The organism is Nocardioides marinus, assembly GCF_013408145.1.
Taxonomy (GTDB): Bacteria; Actinomycetota; Actinomycetes; order Propionibacteriales; family Nocardioidaceae; genus Nocardioides; species Nocardioides marinus.
Map to the genome: position 1 here is coordinate 61,494 of NZ_JACBZI010000001.1, position 17,074 is coordinate 78,567.

The 17,074-nt window shown below is 67.9% G+C and carries 18 protein-coding genes and 1 pseudogene; 11 read left to right on the plus strand and 8 right to left on the minus strand.

The features are described from left to right. Nucleotides 1-86: 86 nt before the first annotated feature. Together BKA05_RS20450 and BKA05_RS00320 are read left to right on the plus strand one after the other, a co-directional pair. On the plus strand, nt 87-443 hold the full coding sequence (locus BKA05_RS20450) for an HIRAN domain-containing protein (RefSeq protein WP_425489676.1): 357 nt from the start codon (nt 87-89) through the stop codon (nt 441-443). A gap of 231 nt (nt 444-674) precedes the next feature. Then, nucleotides 675-1,169, plus strand: coding sequence for a hypothetical protein (locus BKA05_RS00320; RefSeq protein ID WP_179529645.1), 495 nt, complete (start codon nt 675-677; stop codon nt 1,167-1,169). A 75-nt stretch (nt 1,170-1,244) separates the two neighbouring features. Here the strand turns inward: BKA05_RS00320 and BKA05_RS00325 are convergent, their stop codons facing one another. From BKA05_RS00325 to BKA05_RS00335, 3 genes are all read right to left on the minus strand, one after another. After that, nucleotides 1,245-2,456 (minus strand): SNIPE associated domain-containing protein, encoded by a 1,212-nt coding sequence (locus tag BKA05_RS00325; RefSeq protein ID WP_343045452.1) that lies wholly within the window; start codon nt 2,454-2,456, stop codon nt 1,245-1,247. Between the two features lie 212 nt (nt 2,457-2,668). Continuing rightward, nucleotides 2,669-3,943, minus strand: coding sequence for a hypothetical protein (locus BKA05_RS00330; protein ID WP_218842180.1), 1,275 nt, complete (start codon nt 3,941-3,943; stop codon nt 2,669-2,671). A 354-nt stretch (nt 3,944-4,297) separates the two neighbouring features. Then, nucleotides 4,298-5,395: a hypothetical protein gene (locus tag BKA05_RS00335; RefSeq protein ID WP_179529647.1), complete on the minus strand. Its 1,098-nt coding sequence runs from the start codon at nt 5,393-5,395 to the stop codon at nt 4,298-4,300. Nucleotides 5,396-5,509: 114 nt separating this feature from the next. On the opposite strand from BKA05_RS00335, the gene BKA05_RS20135 reads away from it, so the two are divergent. From BKA05_RS20135 to BKA05_RS00365, 6 genes are all read left to right on the plus strand, one after another. Then, entirely contained in the window at nt 5,510-6,073 is a 564-nt protein-coding gene (locus BKA05_RS20135) for a DNA N-6-adenine-methyltransferase (protein WP_343045773.1), read from the plus strand. A 426-nt stretch (nt 6,074-6,499) separates the two neighbouring features. Further along, nucleotides 6,500-7,123: a DUF6088 family protein gene (locus tag BKA05_RS00345; protein WP_179529649.1), complete on the plus strand. Its 624-nt coding sequence runs from the start codon at nt 6,500-6,502 to the stop codon at nt 7,121-7,123. 142 nt (nt 7,124-7,265) lie between these two features. Beyond that, on the plus strand, nt 7,266-8,210 hold the full coding sequence (locus BKA05_RS00350; RefSeq protein ID WP_179529650.1) for a nucleotidyl transferase AbiEii/AbiGii toxin family protein: 945 nt from the start codon (nt 7,266-7,268) through the stop codon (nt 8,208-8,210). 88 nt (nt 8,211-8,298) lie between these two features. Next, the gene (locus BKA05_RS00355; protein WP_179529651.1) at nt 8,299-8,607 is read left to right on the plus strand and encodes a hypothetical protein; all 309 of its coding nucleotides are present in this window, start codon (nt 8,299-8,301) and stop codon (nt 8,605-8,607) included. 170 nt (nt 8,608-8,777) lie between these two features. Beyond that, on the plus strand, nt 8,778-10,247 hold the full coding sequence (locus BKA05_RS00360; RefSeq protein WP_179529652.1) for a PIN domain-containing protein: 1,470 nt from the start codon (nt 8,778-8,780) through the stop codon (nt 10,245-10,247). Next, entirely contained in the window at nt 10,220-10,672 is a 453-nt protein-coding gene (locus BKA05_RS00365) for an ASCH domain-containing protein (RefSeq protein ID WP_179529653.1), read from the plus strand. Before BKA05_RS00360 ends, BKA05_RS00365 begins: the two co-directional genes overlap by 28 nt. A gap of 339 nt (nt 10,673-11,011) precedes the next feature. On the opposite strand, the pseudogene BKA05_RS00370 reads toward BKA05_RS00365, so the two are convergent. Continuing rightward, nucleotides 11,012-12,205, minus strand: a pseudogene (locus BKA05_RS00370) (IS3 family transposase). 56 nt (nt 12,206-12,261) lie between these two features. Here BKA05_RS00370 and BKA05_RS00375 point away from each other — a divergent pair. Beyond that, the gene (locus tag BKA05_RS00375; protein WP_179529654.1) at nt 12,262-12,402 is read left to right on the plus strand and encodes a hypothetical protein; all 141 of its coding nucleotides are present in this window, start codon (nt 12,262-12,264) and stop codon (nt 12,400-12,402) included. 425 nt (nt 12,403-12,827) lie between these two features. Here BKA05_RS00375 and BKA05_RS00380 read toward each other — a convergent pair whose 3' ends face one another. Continuing rightward, nucleotides 12,828-13,337 (minus strand): hypothetical protein, encoded by a 510-nt coding sequence (locus BKA05_RS00380; RefSeq protein WP_179529655.1) that lies wholly within the window; start codon nt 13,335-13,337, stop codon nt 12,828-12,830. Between the two features lie 197 nt (nt 13,338-13,534). On the opposite strand from BKA05_RS00380, the gene BKA05_RS00385 reads away from it, so the two are divergent. Beyond that, the gene (locus BKA05_RS00385; RefSeq protein WP_179529656.1) at nt 13,535-13,690 is read left to right on the plus strand and encodes a hypothetical protein; all 156 of its coding nucleotides are present in this window, start codon (nt 13,535-13,537) and stop codon (nt 13,688-13,690) included. Nucleotides 13,691-13,969: 279 nt separating this feature from the next. Here BKA05_RS00385 and BKA05_RS00390 read toward each other — a convergent pair whose 3' ends face one another. Further along, nucleotides 13,970-14,473, minus strand: a complete 504-nt coding sequence (locus BKA05_RS00390; protein WP_179529657.1) for a hypothetical protein — start codon at nt 14,471-14,473, stop codon at nt 13,970-13,972. Between the two features lie 608 nt (nt 14,474-15,081). Here BKA05_RS00390 and BKA05_RS00395 point away from each other — a divergent pair. After that, nucleotides 15,082-15,372: a hypothetical protein gene (locus BKA05_RS00395; protein WP_179529658.1), complete on the plus strand. Its 291-nt coding sequence runs from the start codon at nt 15,082-15,084 to the stop codon at nt 15,370-15,372. Nucleotides 15,373-15,734: 362 nt separating this feature from the next. Here the strand turns inward: BKA05_RS00395 and BKA05_RS20455 are convergent, their stop codons facing one another. Both BKA05_RS20455 and BKA05_RS00405 read right to left on the minus strand, forming a co-directional pair. Further along, nucleotides 15,735-16,277: a MucR family transcriptional regulator gene (locus BKA05_RS20455; RefSeq protein WP_415836606.1), complete on the minus strand. Its 543-nt coding sequence runs from the start codon at nt 16,275-16,277 to the stop codon at nt 15,735-15,737. Nucleotides 16,278-16,519: 242 nt separating this feature from the next. Further along, a complete protein-coding gene (locus tag BKA05_RS00405; protein WP_179529660.1) occupies nt 16,520-16,822 on the minus strand; it encodes a hypothetical protein in 303 nt (100 codons plus the stop codon). Nucleotides 16,823-17,074 lie beyond the last annotated feature (252 nt).

Here is a 17,074-nt window from a genome sequence, read left to right on the forward strand (position 1 = left end):
CGCTCCATCCAGGTCCAGGCGGGTTCCCAGACGCGCGCCTTGAACGCGTTCGAGACCGACTTCTGGTCGTCACCCCCGCAGGGTGGGTGAACCCGAAGAGCCGCTCGGCTCACAAGTGGGGCTTGCACTCCTTCCAGCTCCGGGGGACCAGCTACCACACTGCGGCGGTGAGAGCGGGGCGCTTCACCCCAGGAACAGCGGTCCGCCTCGTGCGCGAACCGAATAATCCTCACGACCCGAACGCGATCTCGGTGTGGGCGGAAGGCGCCAAGGCGAAAGCCGGATACGTCCCGGGAACGAGGGCGAAGGCGCTCGCGAGGCTGCTTGATGGTGGAGCGGACCTGGTTGCGGTGAGCGTGCGCGGGGCGGGCCCCGGAAGGGAGGGCGCCGTTCCTCAGGTCCTGGTGTGTGAGCGGGAACTGTACGAGCACCTCACCCGCTGAGCGTGCCCCAGCACCTCGATGCGGCACATCCCCGTATCGACTTTCACCGGCTTCTGCGCCACGTTGGCTCGCAGAGGCACGCTCCGGGTTCCCTTCACGACGCGAACCCTCGGGCGAGGGGCGCCGCGGCACTCATGGCGGCAGGAATCGCAGGAAGCAGTTTCAGTTGCAAGCAGTCGCCCGCATCGCCAGAACGGCGACATCTCGCAGCGGTGAAAGTAAAGTCCGCTCATGGGCATCTTTGGTCGAAAGGCTGCGAGGTACGCCTACCTGCCGCTCCACGTGCTCCGATGGGGTGAGGTCCGACTCCTAGATCCGAGCCTGAGCCAAGCTGAGTTCAACACCGGCGTGACGATGGCCAAAGCGGCTGGCGACGTAGTGGAGCAGAACGGGGACGCTCTCCTGGACCGCCCCGACATCGATGCCCTTCTGCGGCACCTCATCCCGACCTTGCTCCCGCTTGGTGGGTTCCCTGACAACCCTGACGAGGTGGCCATCGACTTCCTTGTCGGGTGGTCGGTCGCCGACGCGGAGAGCGCAGGCGGCCTGAACAAGCAGGCAAGCATCAGCAGGTCCGCAGCGCTCGCCCTGTCGCTTCTGCGCCAGTCCCCTGAGGGCGAGGAAGAGCGAGCCCCCGCGACCTGGCGGTTCATGGACCTGGGCTATTGCTGCAACCGCCTGAACCTAGGCCCGCAAGCAGCTTCGGCGGCCGTGCTTGCGTCCTGAACAGGGACTGCGGAGTGCGACCCGGTAGGGCGCTGGCACCCCTTGAACGTGCAGACCCGGAGGGCCGAGGTCGCCCTACGTGAGGGCGCTTGGCCACCGCCCACGGCTCTGGTAGTACTCCGGCGCTTCGGGCTCCTCGTTGAACTCTAGGAGTCCACCAACCTTCTCGCGCAACACGTCGCGGACCTCGGCTGGTGTGGCGAAGAAGAACTCCCTGCGCTCGTTGACGAAGTTCACTCGCCGATCGGCGAACGCCTTGTGCAGCTCGTTCTCCAGTGTCACGGCGTCCTCGGAGAAGAACAGGGCGTGCGTGTCATAGAGGAACGGCACGGAGGCATCTCCGAGCTCGCGGACACGGTCGCGAGGCTCCAGGCGTCGGGTCATGCCGATCTTGACGATGTCAGCGCCCATCGCGCCGATGTTGGAAATGACGTAGATGTAGCCGGCGCGGATGTTGGCGATGCGGTAGTCGTTAGCTTCGATGGCCTCTTCGATGTCGGCGAGTCGGGAGGCGAGGTCTTCGGCTGCTGCGTCGTCCCCCTTGGCCCGCAACTGGGCCAGCACGGTCTCGTAGTGGGTTCGTTCCTTCTCCAACCGTTCCTTCTCCGCCGCCAACTCCTGCTCGGCCCGCCGCTGTTCACGCAGCTGCGCGCGCTCCTCGCGCTCGCGTTCCTTCTGCTCCTGGACCTTCATCTGGTAGTCCGCGGTGAGCTCGAGCTCTTCGACGCGGAGTAGGTGGTATTCGGGGTTGACCCGTAGTTCCATGATGACGCCGAGCTTCTGGATCGACTCCATGGACTTCTCCAGTCGCTTCTTGGCAGTGGAGATGTTCCCGCTGCGCAAAGACCGGACGCAGTTGTCCGCCTCTGCGTTGTAGGCGCGCAGCATGAGCTTGGACAGGTCGGCGACCATCCGTCGCCCCTTCGCCAGGGAGCCGTCGAAGGTAAACATGTCTGCCCCAAGGACGGCCTGGTTGTCCTTGACCATGCGCGTGATGCGGGTGTTGATGTCGCTGAGGCGGTCCTTGTACGCGTCGGCGTCCTCGAGCGGGTGGTGGTATCGGTAGATGCCGACGTCTTGAAGGACTCGCTGATCATGGAGTTCGACGAGGTCAGATCCGCTGCTCGACGCCTCCAGGGCTGCCTCGAGCTCCGCGATCCGGCGAAGTAGCGCAGAGGGCTCGGACGAACCGGTCGCTGCCGGGGCCACCAGAGGTGGGGTTGGCGGAGCCGACGCCGGGACGTCTGCCTGAGCCGCCGGAGGCGACGTAGGAGCGTTGATGGACACCGAGGGCTCCTGTTGTTCCTCGGGTGCCTGAGGAGGGCTCGAGGGGGCCTCAGGTGCGTTCTGCGCGCCCGCACTGTCCGTAGGGGCGCTGTCGTCGACCCACAGTTCCCATCCGAGCGGCGGTTCGGGCCACGAAGGGTCGGGTTTCCAGCCTGGCGGGGGAACCCAGCCGGCAGGCGGTTGCGGCCAACCTGGAGGCGGGTTGAAGCGCATCACTGCCCCCGCTGGCGTACGCCGCGGCTGGTATCCGCAGCCACGAGCTCGAACGGGTTCTTCGAGATCGACGCGCCCAGGTGGTCAAGCGTGGCGGCAGGCACGACGTTGGCGAGGTCGAAGGCATTGAAGGTCTCGCGGTCGGAGGCCACGATCACCAGGGGCACGAACTCGGGCAGCCCAGTCGCGGGGGCTGTTCGGTGAACTCCCACGGTGAGGGCGATCGAGTGGATCTTGCCGGCGCGGTCGGCTTCGAAGACCTCATGGAGGGTACGGATCGCTACTTGCTGCACGGCCGAGGTGTAGCGGTCCTTCTGCGCCTTGGCGGCCAGCTGCGTCGCGGCGATCTCGTCCTTGGCTTTGACGTAGCGGTACTCCTTGACCGTCGGCAAGGCTGTCGGCTCGGGAACGCTGACCGCCAACGTCAGTTCCCGGTTGGCCAGATCGAAGGAGTGGTCGTAGTCCACGGGGAACACGTCTGGGTACACAGAGTTCGACAGGACGATGCCGACGTAGTCAGCGATGGCGTACTCCACGTCGAAGGCTAGGTCGTTGATGAACTTGTCCAGCTCTGCGTTGCGCTTGCCGGCCTCAGCCTCACGTGCCTCGCACTCGGCGCGGTAGACAGCCTCGGCCTCGGAGAGTTTCGCGAGCCTCTCCTTCTCCTTCTCCTCGCGCTTGGCCAGCAACGCCAGATGGCCCTCGTAGCGGCTCTGGTTCTGGATCTGCCATTCCGCGACCGCCTTCTGGTGAGCCTGCTGAGCGGCGGCGACGGCCTCTGCGTGCTTCTTCTTTCCGCCTAGTGCTCCTGCAAGCCCCTTGGGTGCGGGGGGCTCCTCGTAGCGGGGCTCGGGTGGGTAGGTGAGGTCCTGGATCAGTGGCACGGGCTGACCCAGTGGCCCCGGGTCGAACGGCGGGTGCTCAGGCTGAACTTTCAGGGTCTCGAGATCGACATGGTCATCTACGTCGAGGGTCCACTCCAGGAGTGAGTCGATGTCGGCGTAGGAGGACGCGAGTTCCGCGTTCAGGGCCTCAACCTCTGCTTGGCGTGCCTCGACGTGGAGCCGAGCCGCTTCCTTCTCCGCAGCCTTCCGTTCGGCCTCGGAGGCCCGCACCGCGGCAGCGTGTGCGCGAACGGCTGCCTTGTGCGTCCTTTCCGCTTCACGGACAGCGGCGTTGTGCGCTCTGATGGCCGCCGCTTCTTGCTGTCGGCGACGCTTTTCCGCCTGCTGTGCCTGGTAGTTCATCTCGGCGAAGAAGCCGCGCTTGGCCATGAGCGTGCACCCTCCAAGGGAGCTTGGGATCGAGAGACTCGAACGTAAAGGACTCCATCGACAGTTGCTACCCAGTAGCGGCCGCGCAAGCAGCCTGGGTATGCCGCGGCGACGTCCCCGGGCCGTGGGGAGTTGAGGAGGGCGAGGTTGGCGCCGCGCGCTTGGGTCGAGGCGAGCCTTGACCGCAAGGAGCGCGACGTCGAGCCCTCAGGGAGCCGTTCGAACTAGGGGTGGACCGCGGGGCGTGGGACTGGTCGCGGGTGCTGTGCAGCATCGCCTTGGCCGTGGGCGGTGACGACCACGAGTTTCTGCCTGCACCTACACGCGCCGGCGACCGTGTTGCGCCACTACCACTCAGGCCGCCCCGTCGTCGAAGACCACGGCGAGCTTCAGTACGGCGCGCTGCGGCGCCGCTGCGCGATGCACTCGCACCCAGTCAGAGAGGCCGCTGATGAACGTGCCCGCGGCGACGCCGCCGACGCCAGCCAAGGCGCCCGCCGTACTGCCTCCTGCTAGGCCACCAACGGCGCCCCCTAGGCCGGTGATGACGAGCTGCTTCATCCCCGTCACAGAGGCGGAAAGCGCGGAGCTTCTCGAAGTCTCGCCGCGGAGCCGCTCGGTGTAGGGGGTGAGTTCATCAGCGATGACTGCTCGAGCGTCGGACTGCCACGTCTCGCTCTCGGGCAGCAGTTGTACTTGTTCGAGGGCGGTCCGGAGCTGCTGGCGCCACTCAGCGAACGTGTCGCTGCTGCGTCGTACGGCGATCAGCTCGGGTGTGCGCAGGGCCATCGACGGGAGCTTGAGCGCCGCCAATGCAGGCAGGTGGACGCCGCGTCCATCAACGGAGCGCCCTGCGCTCTGGAGCAGAGAGTCCATCGCGCTGGCTTGGCGGCCGCTGATGAACCATGGGGTGGTCCTTTGCGGCCACAGCTCCATCGCGACTGCCTGGTCCAGCCAGTGGTCTCGCTCGCGGTCGGTGAACGCGAATTGGTCCACGACCTCCGGGGTGTCGAGTCGCAGCGAGTCGGGGTTCCCGTAGCTCGCGTACTGGCCCAGCGGATGCGGCATCTCGCGAATGTGCAGCGACCCGTCCACGACCAGGTCCCAGACGTTCACCAGCGACGCGATCGTCTCGAGGGTCTCGTCCTGGTCCTCTGGTTCGACGCTCAACCACGGTCTGTCGGTCACGACTTCCGGGGCGTACAGCAGCAGCTTGAGTGCTCGGTCCAGCACTTCGCCGTACCTCGCCGTGCGCGCGAGGTCCATCGCGACATAGGGCCGCAGTCGGCCAGGCGCGAGAGGTGGGGGCTCGCTGCCGGTCACCTCGTCTACAAGCTGCTCCGCCGTGACGTTGGACGGGCCGGTCTGAGCCAGCGGACGGGCGAGTGCTTCGGCGAGGCCTCCGTAGGGCCACTCGTTCGGTTCGCCGTGTCGCGCGTCGTCAGTGGTCACGGGCTCACCGTACGACCCTGCGATGCCGCGACAGGGCGGCGTGGCGGGCTCACGAAACCTCACGAAACAGGCAGTCTTGGGTCAGTGAAGCGGGCGGCGCGGCGGCGGGTGTGCGTGTCCTGTCCCAACGAGATTGAGCAGCCGGCGAGTGGGCGGCCTCGGCTGTACTGCTCGGATGCCTGCCGGCAGTACGCCTACGCGCAGCGCAAGCGTCGCCGCCCGGTTCGCTCCGACTGGTGGACTCCGCTTGAGGTGCGTGAGGACGTCCTCGCGCGGTGGTCGGTGGACCTCGACGCCGCCGCGACAGTGCAGGTGGCCTTGGTGGAGAACTACCTCGGCCCCGACCACGCCGACCCGGCCCGCCGGGACGCTCTCGCGTTCGAGAACTGGGCGGGTCTGTTGCCTGTCGGACAGGTGGTGTGGCTCAACCCGCCCTACACCCCGGCGTCGTCCCTCGAGGGGTTCTTGCAGCGTGCCGTAACAACCGCGGCAGCTGGGGTGACGGTGGCGGGGCTGGTTCCGGCCTCCACGGGGACGGACTGGTGGTGGCGCAACATCGTTGAGCCGGGCGCCGAGGTCGAGTACCTACGCGGGAGGCTTATCTACGGTGGCCCTCACTCCACCGGTGGTCCAGCCCCGTGGGCGTCGGCCCTGGTCACCTGGCGACCCGCCGTTTGAGCGGGCGGCTGAATTCGTCGCTGGTTGCGCCCCAGATGCGGAATCTGCTGGGAGTGTCTTGTCGGGCACGGCGTGGATTCCAGTCCGGACACTTGCGAGCTGGCCGGGCAACGTCCAGTTCGGACACTCCCTGGCGTGGGCCGTTCCGATCGGGATACTCCGGGATGAGTTCTCCGATGAGGCCGCCGCGACCGAGGCGGCCTGCAACTGGGCGCCGCCGACCATGATGCTGGATGGGTCGACCCAGACGGAGTGGCATGAGCAGAGCCGCCGCCCGGTCTCGTGGGAGTAGCGGTGGCCAGGTCTGACGTACAAGCACTTGCACGCTGATCACCTGCTCGGTCTGGCCTCGCACTGGGGTAGTTGCCTTTCTCGTACCGCCGCCGGACAGATAACTGATACAGTTTTCTTTCAGGAGGTATGCCGATGTCGGTCATGGAACGCGTGCGGGAGCGTGTCGTCGCCACCCCCGCTGACGCCTTCATCCACTCGCGTGACCTGGTCGCGGAGCTTGGTGAGCGCACTGCGGTTGACGTGGCGCTGCACCGCCTCAAGGAGACCGAGGACCTGGTGCCCGTGCGGCGGGGCCTGTACTACAAGGGCCGCAAGACCCGGTTCGGGACTACGCGGCCTGAGGCGCTGCGTGTCGGGTACGAGGTGGCGAGGTCGGCGGGGTTCGAGTGCGGGGTGGGGCCGGCGGGGTACTCGGCCGCCCGTGCGCTGGGCCTGACGACCCAGGTCCCTCGCCGCGATGAGCTGAGCGTTCCTGGGCGGGCGCCGGCGGATACGCCGGACGTGCACTTCTGTAGCAGGTCGTCGACGGCACGCTCGAAGCTTCGGCCGCTCGAGGTGGCGGTCTTGGAGCTGCTGCCGGCGTGGCCCCGCTACAGCGAGGAGTCTTGGGGAACGTTCGTCAAGGTTGTCGCGGCCCTGTCTGCGGAGGGAAAGGTGTCTCTGTCGGAGGTGCGTGACGTGGCCCGTCGGGAGCGGCATGTCGCGGCCAGGAAGCGCGCGGAAAGGCTCTTCGACGAGGTCGAGACTGTTGGCTGAACGACGGCACGGTGCAGCGGTGGGGCAGGCGGAGCAGGACCCTGCCCGTCTGCTCCGCTCTGACCGGGACGGTTTGGATGTTCTCGCGGCGGACGCGTCTGTGTGGTTCCGTGGCCGAGGCTTGGCGATACCGCAGCTCACAGTGGTCAAGGACTACTGGGTGACCGAGGTTCTGCGGTCGTTGTCGCAGCCGCTCATCGCGGCGCGCCAGAACGCCCGGGACCCGCGCGTGCATGCCCGCGCCGTGTTCAAGGGCGGGACGAGCTTGAGCAAGGCTCACGGGCTGCTGCACCGGTTCAGTGAGGACGTCGACGTATACATCGACGCCTACGAGGTCGACGAGGCGGGCAACATCCTGTCGGAGGGTGTCGCTGTCGGGACCAACAGGATGAACACCCTGATGAAGATGGCGGCGGAGCGGGTGGCTGGCGCGCTCGATCTGACGTTCACGGAGTTCGAGTACCAGCGGGCCGGTTCCAAGCGCGGGTACATCTTCGACTACGGCGCGGGTCTGCGTGCGGACCAGGCGTTGAAGGACGGTGTGCAGGTCGAGCTGGTCCGGATGGGGCATCCGACACCGAGCGCGAGTCAGCAGGTTTCCTCGATGCTGGCGGAGTTTGCTGCGGCGACCGGTCGTTTCGCGCTCGACGACTTCGACGACGCTGCGCCGGTGACCATCGACGTGCTCTCGCCGGAGCGGACGCTGGTCGACAAGCTCTGCATTCTTCACGACCAGGCCGTGAAGGTCCTCGCCGGCGAGGGCTACGAGCTTCGCCGGCACGCGCGGCACTACTACGACGTGCACCAGTTGCTGGACGCCCGTTCCATCCGGATGAACCTTCGCGCCAACCCTGGGATGGTCGCCGCGTACGCGGCGGAGGCAGCCGAGGACTCGGTGCGCAACCGCCGGCCCGGTCAGCCGCGACCCGAGGAGGGGTTCGGGGCGTCGCCGGCGTTCTGCGACGAGGCGGTGCTGGGCCACGCGCGAGAGGCGTACACGCAGGAGATGGCGGGTCTGGGATACGGCCCGATGCCGGAGTTCGACCGTGTGCTCGAAGTCGTCGAGGCCAGCCGCGCGCTGTTGTAGGAGCATCGCGGCCGCTGACCCTTGCGATGTTCGCTGGGTCGGCGCGCGCTGGCGCGTGTAGAGGTCTACACAACGGCAGGCTTAGCGGGTGCCTCCTCGTCGTCGTCGTGATGGCTACCGTCCCGAGACGCTGACGCCTGCTTTGAGTGACGCCCTTGACGCCGAAGGTGCACGCCTGGACGGCATCGAGGGCCCGCTGGAGCGGATCGCGGCCGTCGGTGCCGTGTACGCGGCCCTGGATGACGCCCTGGACGTCATCGCGCTGCCGCGACTGCGTGCCATCGCCGAACTGCGCGCCCAGGGGTGGTCCTACGACCGGATCGCTGTCGCCACCGAGTTGTCCAAGGGGCGGGTCGCGCAACTAGTCCGCGCGGCCGGGGACCGTCACCTCCTCTGACACGCCACTAAGGAGACCGCTGCCCGCCGACAGACAGCCACCTTGGTGACGTCGGATGCGCGTCCTGGTGGCTGCTGACCCCAATCGCGGCCGGTCACGATGCCGTGTTGTCAGGCACGGGAGCGACGGTGTCGCTTACCGTCTGGCTACTCGCCGGGGGAGGACTCGAGATGGCGAAGGACACCGACGGCCGCCGGCTGCGGCTGCTCATCGACACCAACATCGTCATCGCGCACGAGGACGAGGACGAGCCGCACACCAACGCGCGGCGCGCCCAACGGCTGGTCCGCGAGGCGCGCGACCTCGGCTTCGAGGTGCTCATCAGCCACGGCACCGTTCAAGACGTGCTCCGAGCCGACGAGCCGCGCCGCAGCCGACGACGCAGCTCCCTGAACAAGCACTACACCCAGCTGCGCCCCGTCTCGCCGGACCCGGACCTCCGCGAACGCTTCCCGCCCAACCTCGAGGACAACGACAGCTCAGACCTCCAGATCCTGTCGGTCTTCGCGACCGGTGCCGCCATCGCGCTCGTCACCGAGGACCGCAAGATGCGCAACCGCGCCGCCCAGGCAGGGCTGAAGCGCGTCCTGAACCTCGACGACGCCCTCGACTGGCTGGCGGGCCTGCGCGCCCCCGAGCTGCGCAATGCCGCGGGGGTCGAACGGGTCGAGGCCTACCAGATCCCGCTGCGCGCCCCCATCTTCGACAGCCTGCGCAACGACTACCCGGACTTCGAGGGCTGGTGGCGCGACAAGGTCGTGGACCAGCGACGCACCGTGCTGGTGCTCGGCGACCACGACGCGCCCGAAGGGGTCGCCGTCCTCAAGGACGAGTCCGACGAGAGCGATCTCGCCGACCGGGTCCTGAAGATCTCGACGTTCAAGGTCGCCGAGGGGCTGGGCCGGGCCAGGCGCGGTGAGCTGCTGCTCCGTGCGGTCGTGGACCACGCCGTCGGCAGCGGCTTCGACGCGGCCTACCTCACGGTCTGGGAGCACCACGGGGACCTCATCGGATGGCTGGGCCGCTTCGGCTTCTTCCACCACGGCGCCACGGCCGAGGGCGAGCTGGTCCTTGCGAAGCACTTCGTGCCGCCCCCGGGTGCGGCTGCGTTGGCCCCGCTGCCGCACCACGTCGCCTACGGGCCCAGGTCGCTCCGCGTGGAGCGCGTGTTCTGGGTGCCCATCCAGGACCGGTTCCACTCCCGCCTCCTCCCCGACAGCGACGAACAGCGGTCACTGATGGGCAACGAGGCCTGCGGCAACGCCATCCGCAAGGCGTATCTGTGCCGCGCGAACACCCGGCAGCTCCGCCCCGGGGACACCCTCGGCTTCCTGCGGACCGGGGCTGGCACGTCCCGGGTCACCGCTGTCGGCGTCGTCGAGAACACTCTGGCTTCGCGAGACCCCGCGGAGGTGGCCGCGTTCGTCACGGGACGCACCGTCTACAGCCTTCGCGAGATCCGCAGGATGTGCGAGGTTGGGGAGGTGCTCGCGGTGCTGTTCCGGTTCGACCGGCGCCTCGAGCCGCCCTGGCTCCTCGACGACCTGAAGCAACGCGGCGCCCTGAATGGCCCGCCACAGTCCATCACCGCCGCGACCGAGGAGGGAACCACGTGGGTACGCGAGCAGTTGGGCGGGTAGCGCTGCTGTCCATCCACCCCCGCTACGCCGACGGCATCCTGGCCGGCGCGAAGCGGGTCGAGTTCCGCAAGCGCCCCCTTGCGGCCGACGTGACCCACGTCGTGGTCTACGCGACCGCCCCGGTCAGCGCAGTCGTCGGTGCGTTCTCCGTCGAGGGGCAGCACACGCTCACCCCAGCCGAGTTGTGGCAGCGGTTCGCCGACGTCGGTGGCATCGAGGAGGACGCGTTCGCCGCCTACTACGGCAGCCGCGACCTCGGCACCGGCATCGCGGTCGGTGAGGTCCTCCGCAGTGCTGCGCCGATGTGCCTGCGCTCCCATCTTGGCATCTCGCACCCGCCGCAGAGCTTCCGCTACCTCGCCGCCGAGACCGCCCAGGCGGTGCTCCGCCAGATGCGGCCGGCACCCGCGGCCGTGTCTGCCTGACCTCCCGCGGGACGCATTCAGCGCCTCAAGGACGTAGCAGGGTGGGTCCGGGACACACGTGGGCACGCGGCCGCTGCGCGACGGTGCCATACCCGCTAGACGTTGCTATACCTGCTTGAAGGTGCTGTACCGGGGCGATGTCAGCTAGGCGGCGCCGAGCGTCGGCTCCTCAACGTTGGCTGGTGTCCACGCCAGCGGTGGCAGCCCGGACCGGGCAGCTCTTCCCTCCCCAGGCGCCCATCCAGACAACGACGTCGAGGACCCGCAACGCGGAGACCGCGTCGGGGAGCCCTACCTGTTCGCGAAGGGGACTGCTGCACGATCAGGTGACAGGTCGGGTTAGGCAGCCTGGACGGCTTTGGTGGTCATGATGGTTTCGTACTCGACGGGGGTCAATCGTCCGAGACCGGGCTGTCGACGGCGTCGGTGGTAGGTGCGCTCGATCCAGGTCACGATGGCGATCCTCAGGTCCTCGCGTGTGGCCCAGGTCTGACGGTCCAGAACGTTCTTCTGCAGCAGCGCAGAGAAGCTCTCCATGGCGGCGTTGTCGCCCGCGGCACCTACTCGGCCCATCGATCCGACCATGGCGTGATGGTTGAGGGCGTGGACGAATTTCCGGCTTCGAAATTGCGATCCTCTGTCGGTGTGGACGATGCAGCCGGCGACCTCACCGCGCCTGGCGACGGCGTTGTTGAGTGCTGCGACCGCTAGGCGCGACTTCATTCTGGAGTCGATGGAGTAGCCCACGATCTTGTTGGAGTAGACGTCCTTGAACGCGCACAGGTAGAGCTTGCCTTCGCGGGTCCAGTGCTCGGTGATGTCGCCGACCCACAGCTGGTTGGGCTCCTCGGCTGTGAAGGCGTGGCGGGTCACACCGTGCTTGTCGACGACCGCGCACAGGTCGTCGTGGACCGGCGGGCCGGGCCGCCCGGCCTTGCCCTTCTTGGGTTTGCCGAAGGCGCTCCACCAGCCGTTGGTCGAGCAGATGCGCCAGGCTGTCCGCTCGCACATGGCCTCACCGGCCTCAGCGGCCTCGTCGATGAGGAACCGGTAGCCGAACTCGGGGTCCTCGCCGTGGGCGTCGAACAGCGCGTTGGCGCGGTAGGCCTCGACCAGCTCGGCGTCGGTGACCGGACACGCGAGCCAGCGGTAAATAGGGCTGGCGGGCGATCTTGAGTACCCGGCACGTCACCGTGACGGGGACACCGTCAGCGGCCAGCTCGCGGACGAGCGGGTACATCATTTTCCCGGCAGGTTCGCCTGGGAGAGGTAGGCAGCAGCACGGCGCAGGACCTCGTTCTCCTGCTCCAGCAACCGGATCCGCTTCTTCGCTTCACGCAGCTCGGTGTTCTCAGCCGCGGTGGTCCCGGGCTTGATGCCGTCCTCGACGTCGGCGGTCTTGAGCCAGTTGGTCAGGCAGGACTCGCTGATGCCGAAGTCGGCAGCGATCTGCTTGAGGTAGACACCCGGCTCGCGGTTCCTCGCCACGCGCACGACGTCGTCGCGGAACTCCTTGGGGTAGGGCTTGGGCACAGCGCACATCCTTCCAGCGGCACCTCTCGGCACCACAGATCAGATGTCACCTATCCGTGCAGCAGTCCCGTGCGTGGGGGCCGCCGCAGTTGGTTGCGCTCGCACGGCGGGTGGTGAACGACGTGACGATCACCGCGGCGCACGAGGCCGACTTGCACCGCTACATCGATGCCTACGACCGGGGCGGTGGGCGGTGAGCCAGTACGCGTCCCACGTGGATGGGGCCGCGGTGGCGGGTGGCTCGGTCTGCACGGTGGGGCACCGCCCTCGGGTCAGGAAGGAAAGGGGGTCTCGGGTCGCCCCGGGGATGCTCCACCCTAGAACGGCCAGACCGTCCGGAACCAGGCTTCTCCCCCAGACCCGTTGCGTCTCCCGGCGTCTCGGTGCCGTGCCTGCGGCACTCCGCATGCGCGGCATCTCGCGTCGCCCCCCGACGGGCTGTGGCGCCACCCCCTCGGGCGACGTCAGATGCGCGGCCACGGCTGGGGGCCCGCAGGTGTCGGGTCTGACACCGGGGCAGGCTGCGGGCGCGGCATGTCTACAGATGTGGACAACGCCTCTGGGCCGTCCGGCTTGCCGGGGGGCTGGGGCTCTGCGGGCGGCCCGCGCGCAGGTGCGCCGTCTAGCCCTGGGGCACGATCGCGGAGTCCGCCTGGTCCAGGGTGGAGCCTTCGCTTCCAACCTGCGTCACCATGTACACGGTCTTGCTGAGATCAAAGCATGACCGCGGAGCGTAGAATCTGATGCTCCCACGCTTGCCTGGCCTGTAGTCGACTGCCGCCTTCTTGCATTTGACCTCGCCGCCCCCGGCTTCGTCGGTGAAGGCGATGCCGACTTGCAGTTTGCCGTCCTCGTCGCGATAGATGCCGACGTAGTAAGTGCGGTACTCGGCCACGTCGTAGGTTTCGATCCTGAGGGACTGGTGCACACCCGTCTTCGCGAGGTGACGCATGGTCACCACAGTCCGGAACGCCTTTTCGCCGTTGCTGTACTTCACCCGAACGATGTCGACGATCTTGGCGGCGTCTTTGGCTGGGTCCTTCACCACCTCCGATTCGGCGTGGGCTGCCGGGTCTCCAGCCACAGAAAGCATCAGGAACAGACCAGCGGCCAGGGCACGTCGGATCAGCATGGCAGCACACTAGCGCCGTCTTTACGCGTGCACCGCCGGTTCTCGTTGCGGGTGCGAGGGTCCGCGTGTGTCGCGTTAGAGCAGCGGCCGCGGGTGTTCCGGCCGCGGTGGCGTTTACCGGCGGGGACGGTCTGTGGACCCACGCCGGCCCCGGCTTCGACGGGGAGCTCATCGAGGTTCTGCCCGAGGGGTCCCCCTTGACGTTGCTCTGCCAGGTCCGCAGCGACATGGTCACGGGATGGGCCTCGACCGACCTGTGGGACTACGTTGTCGTGCCCGACGGCACCACGGCGTGGGTCAGCGACCTGTACGTCGAGACCGGGTCGAACGACGCCGTCGCCGGCACCTGCTGACCTCAACACCGGCCCGCACCCCTGCATGAACCCAACGCCCTCGGCATCTTCTTGATGCCGAGGGCGTTGGGGTGTCAGCAAGCCCGGCTGCTCGACGGCGCCACACCTGCTAGACGGTGCTATACCTGCTCGAAAGTGCTCGACCAAGAGGCGTCCAGTGGGCACGACTCTCCGAACTGCTTCCCACCCGCGAAGTCAGGGGTGAACTCGCGAGGCGGTCTCTGCGCCGGGGCCACTCCTTCGCGCACAGCAGCCTCGTGTCCGTCGTAGGACTGCCAGTTAGAGCACCTGGCCCTCGACCGCGGCCGCTATCTCCTCCACGTCCACAGCGCCGGTACCGAATGCGGCAGGGCTCGCGGTCAGGACCAAAAAGAAGCCATCGCCGGCGATGACCTTGTGAGAGTCGTCGGGGGTGATGAGGTCGTCGTACCCGAGCTCCCGCGCCGCCTCGGGAGGCACCGCACGAGCGGTCACGCCTACGTCCGTGGTGTACCGGTCGTCTCCGTCGGTGAACTCGACATCCTCGATTTCACAGGAGGCGTACAGGTTTCCGTTCACGTCGGGCTCGCCGCTCTCGACACCGGCGCCGATGGTGCAGTCCGGAACCATGCGCAGCACATCGACCGGGTTCACCTCCGACTCGGCCACCACGTCACTTCCGAAGGCATCCGGCGCGGCCGCCGTGGAGCCGTCCGGCTGCTCCTCGCCGTCCGTCCCACCTCCACAACCAGTGACGAGCAGGGCGGCCAGGACAGCCGAGGTCGCGAGAAGTTTTGACTGCATCCCAGGACGCTAACCAACAGCACATCGCGTGCGGCAACCGACTAGCCAGGACGCGATGCAGCGCCGTACGCCCGCCGCTGCGGCAGGTGGGCGTCCAGCGACACCAACCCCGGGGCCGGCTGCGGCAGCCACCCACCGCTCCAAAGCGACGGCGGCGCGCGATCCACGGGACACCCGCCTCAGCGACCCTCCTCGTCCAGCGGAGCGGTGAGCCACCCTGGTGGGTCGCTCGTGTCGAACGGGAACAGCCGATGCTCGTAGGCGCGCGCCACGCCCGCGCCTCCGCGACCTGCCGCTGAAGCTCTCGTAGCGCCTGCTCCCCGTGCTCGAACGTCTCGCGCCGATGCTCCGTGGTCAGGTTCGCCTCGAACGCGAGCTCGTGCAGCACCGCGTCCAGGCAGTCGGACGGGTGGTCGTGCGGCTCGTGGGTGAACAGCCGTTGGGTCATAGCCACCATCGTGCCGCCACGGCCAGACACCTGGTGCTCCTTCGGCACCACAGGGTTTCCCGTTCGGAGCCGAGTGTCTGAACCGCGACGCCAACACACGCCAAGCAGGCTCCTCAAGCAGCGGCTGGCTCACAGCAGAACCATCCGGACGGTAGGGCACATGTCGCGCCTTGCCCCGGAACTCGCAGAACGTCTCCCCGCCACCATCGAGGCGTCCATCGACACCGCGCACGCCCTCATCCGCAGCGAGTACCGAAGAGCCGGGGACGACCTCGAGCAGCGCCTAGACGTCGGGGACTGGGCGGGGTTCCTCATGCAGGTCGACTACTGGTGCGCAGCCCTGCGTGTGACCCTCGGTGCCGACACACAGCGCGACCTGAGAGCGCTCGCGCAGACCCAGCCCATCTTCTGCGTCGCGGTTGTCACCGTGGACCAAACTCCACGCCTCTGAACTTCAGTACGCGCACGTCGAACACCGCGAGCCAGTACCCGCCAGCGCCGCCGAGATGCGGGTCATCTGTTGAGAACATCGCCCCTGCGAGCTCCGCTGGCCTGAGGCCAGCCTCCAAGGGCACTGAACGGTCCTCGACCTGTCGCACCACGGCAGTCTCATCCAACGCGAAGAACGCCCTCGAGCAGCCTGGGTCAAACTGGCACCCGCTGCTCAGCCACACGCACGGGCCCCATCCATGGGTTCCCGGGCCGGAGGAAAGCCTCAGCGCGCGGTCCGCACCGATGTCGCGCAATGGGCCAGCCGTCGTGCAGTGCTCCCACACCACTTCCGCGACGCTCGTACTCGACACAAGGCGAACCCTATGGCGCCCGCAGGAGTCGCTCAGCGGACGACCCGCCACATCCCAGCTCTCCGCGCAGCCGATGCGCCGAAGCGCCCTCAGCTCTCCGCTGCGCCAAGTAGGCCTCCAACGACGCGAAACCCAAGCCGGTCGCCGCAGATGTCCACCGTTCCCGAGCCGCCGACGACCGCCGCTCGCGATCAGCGCGCAACGCCGGCGACGCACCTTCCCGGGACGCGGCCAACCGCCCCTGCTCTCGCCGGGTCCCCGCCGGCTGTGCCTTGGCACCGAGCTCGTACAACGCACCCGATCGCGCCAACGCCTGCCCGACGGCCAACCCCTCGCGAACCGCCGCGTTCTCCACCCACCGACGCTGACCCTCCACACGCCGCATCTCCGCCAACGCCGGCGCGATCAGCGACGTCTTCCGGTTCAACCCGAACCGCTCCCGGTAGGCGACCAACGACAGGCCATGACGCCTCGCGTGCGCCGCAGACACCCCCGCCAGGGGCTCCCCGCACGCGTGGCACACCACCGCACGCCCCTCGTCCGTCACCGTCATCTGCCCCACCGGCGCGTACACCCAGGCGCCGTCCGCGAGCCGGTCCACGGGCACGTGCGGCTCGAATGCCCGACCCACCCCCGAACTCTCTGACACCGCGAACACCTCTTGACTCGAACAGGTGTTCGAACATACCTTCGACTTCCGCCACCTGTCGAGACCATCAGAGATGCGCCGTGCAGACCTCTACACCCGCCATTCCCGCCGACGCGGTTGACGCTGCGGCAAAGCGCACGAGGAGCTCAGGCGTCGTCGGGCAGTTCGCCGGCGAGTTCCCCGCGGTCCAGGACCGCCTGCGTGGGGATGGTGGCGCGCAGAATGCCCACGAGACGCCACGACGGCCACGACGTCCCCGACCGGAGCGCCGAGAGCCGGTTCACGCTCACGCCCACGTGCGAGGCGTACGCCTTCTGAGTGCGCCCCTTCACCTGCAGGTACTTCTCGTAGTCCAGCACCAGCTGGCGCAGGTCCCGGACCGCCCGCATGTGCGCAACACCTTGCGTGCGGGTCAGCCCGTAGCGGCGGAACGCCTCTTCGGGGACCACGAGGCGACCGTGCGGCCACCGACCCTCGACGAAGTCGGCCGGAGTGAGGTCATCGAACGGCGACCGGCGAACCGGACCCCGCTTCTCCTCCGCCACGCATCTGACCTTTTCAGCGGCGACCCACGAACCCCACGTCGACCACGCCTGAACTCACTACACACCGCAACCTTGACGCGATGCACAGTGATTTCTCCTGTGCGTGACCATCGTTTCGAGCACCCGACGGCACCAGTGGCGTCGTGTCCACCCAAC

Coding starts and splice junctions, on each gene's coding strand:
- BKA05_RS00320 (WP_179529645.1), top strand. CDS start 675: ATGGGCATCTTTGGTCGAAAGGCTGCGAGGTACGCCTACCTGCCGCTC.
- BKA05_RS00395 (WP_179529658.1), top strand. CDS start 15,082: ATGTCGCGCCTTGCCCCGGAACTCGCAGAACGTCTCCCCGCCACCATC.
- BKA05_RS00330 (WP_218842180.1), bottom strand. CDS start 3,943: ATGGCCAAGCGCGGCTTCTTCGCCGAGATGAACTACCAGGCACAGCAG.
- BKA05_RS00390 (WP_179529657.1), bottom strand. CDS start 14,473: ATGCAGTCAAAACTTCTCGCGACCTCGGCTGTCCTGGCCGCCCTGCTC.
- BKA05_RS00360 (WP_179529652.1), top strand. CDS start 8,778: ATGGCGAAGGACACCGACGGCCGCCGGCTGCGGCTGCTCATCGACACC.
- BKA05_RS00345 (WP_179529649.1), top strand. CDS start 6,500: ATGTCGGTCATGGAACGCGTGCGGGAGCGTGTCGTCGCCACCCCCGCT.
- BKA05_RS20455 (WP_415836606.1), bottom strand. CDS start 16,277: ATGACGGTGACGGACGAGGGGCGTGCGGTGGTGTGCCACGCGTGCGGG.
- BKA05_RS00380 (WP_179529655.1), bottom strand. CDS start 13,337: ATGCTGATCCGACGTGCCCTGGCCGCTGGTCTGTTCCTGATGCTTTCT.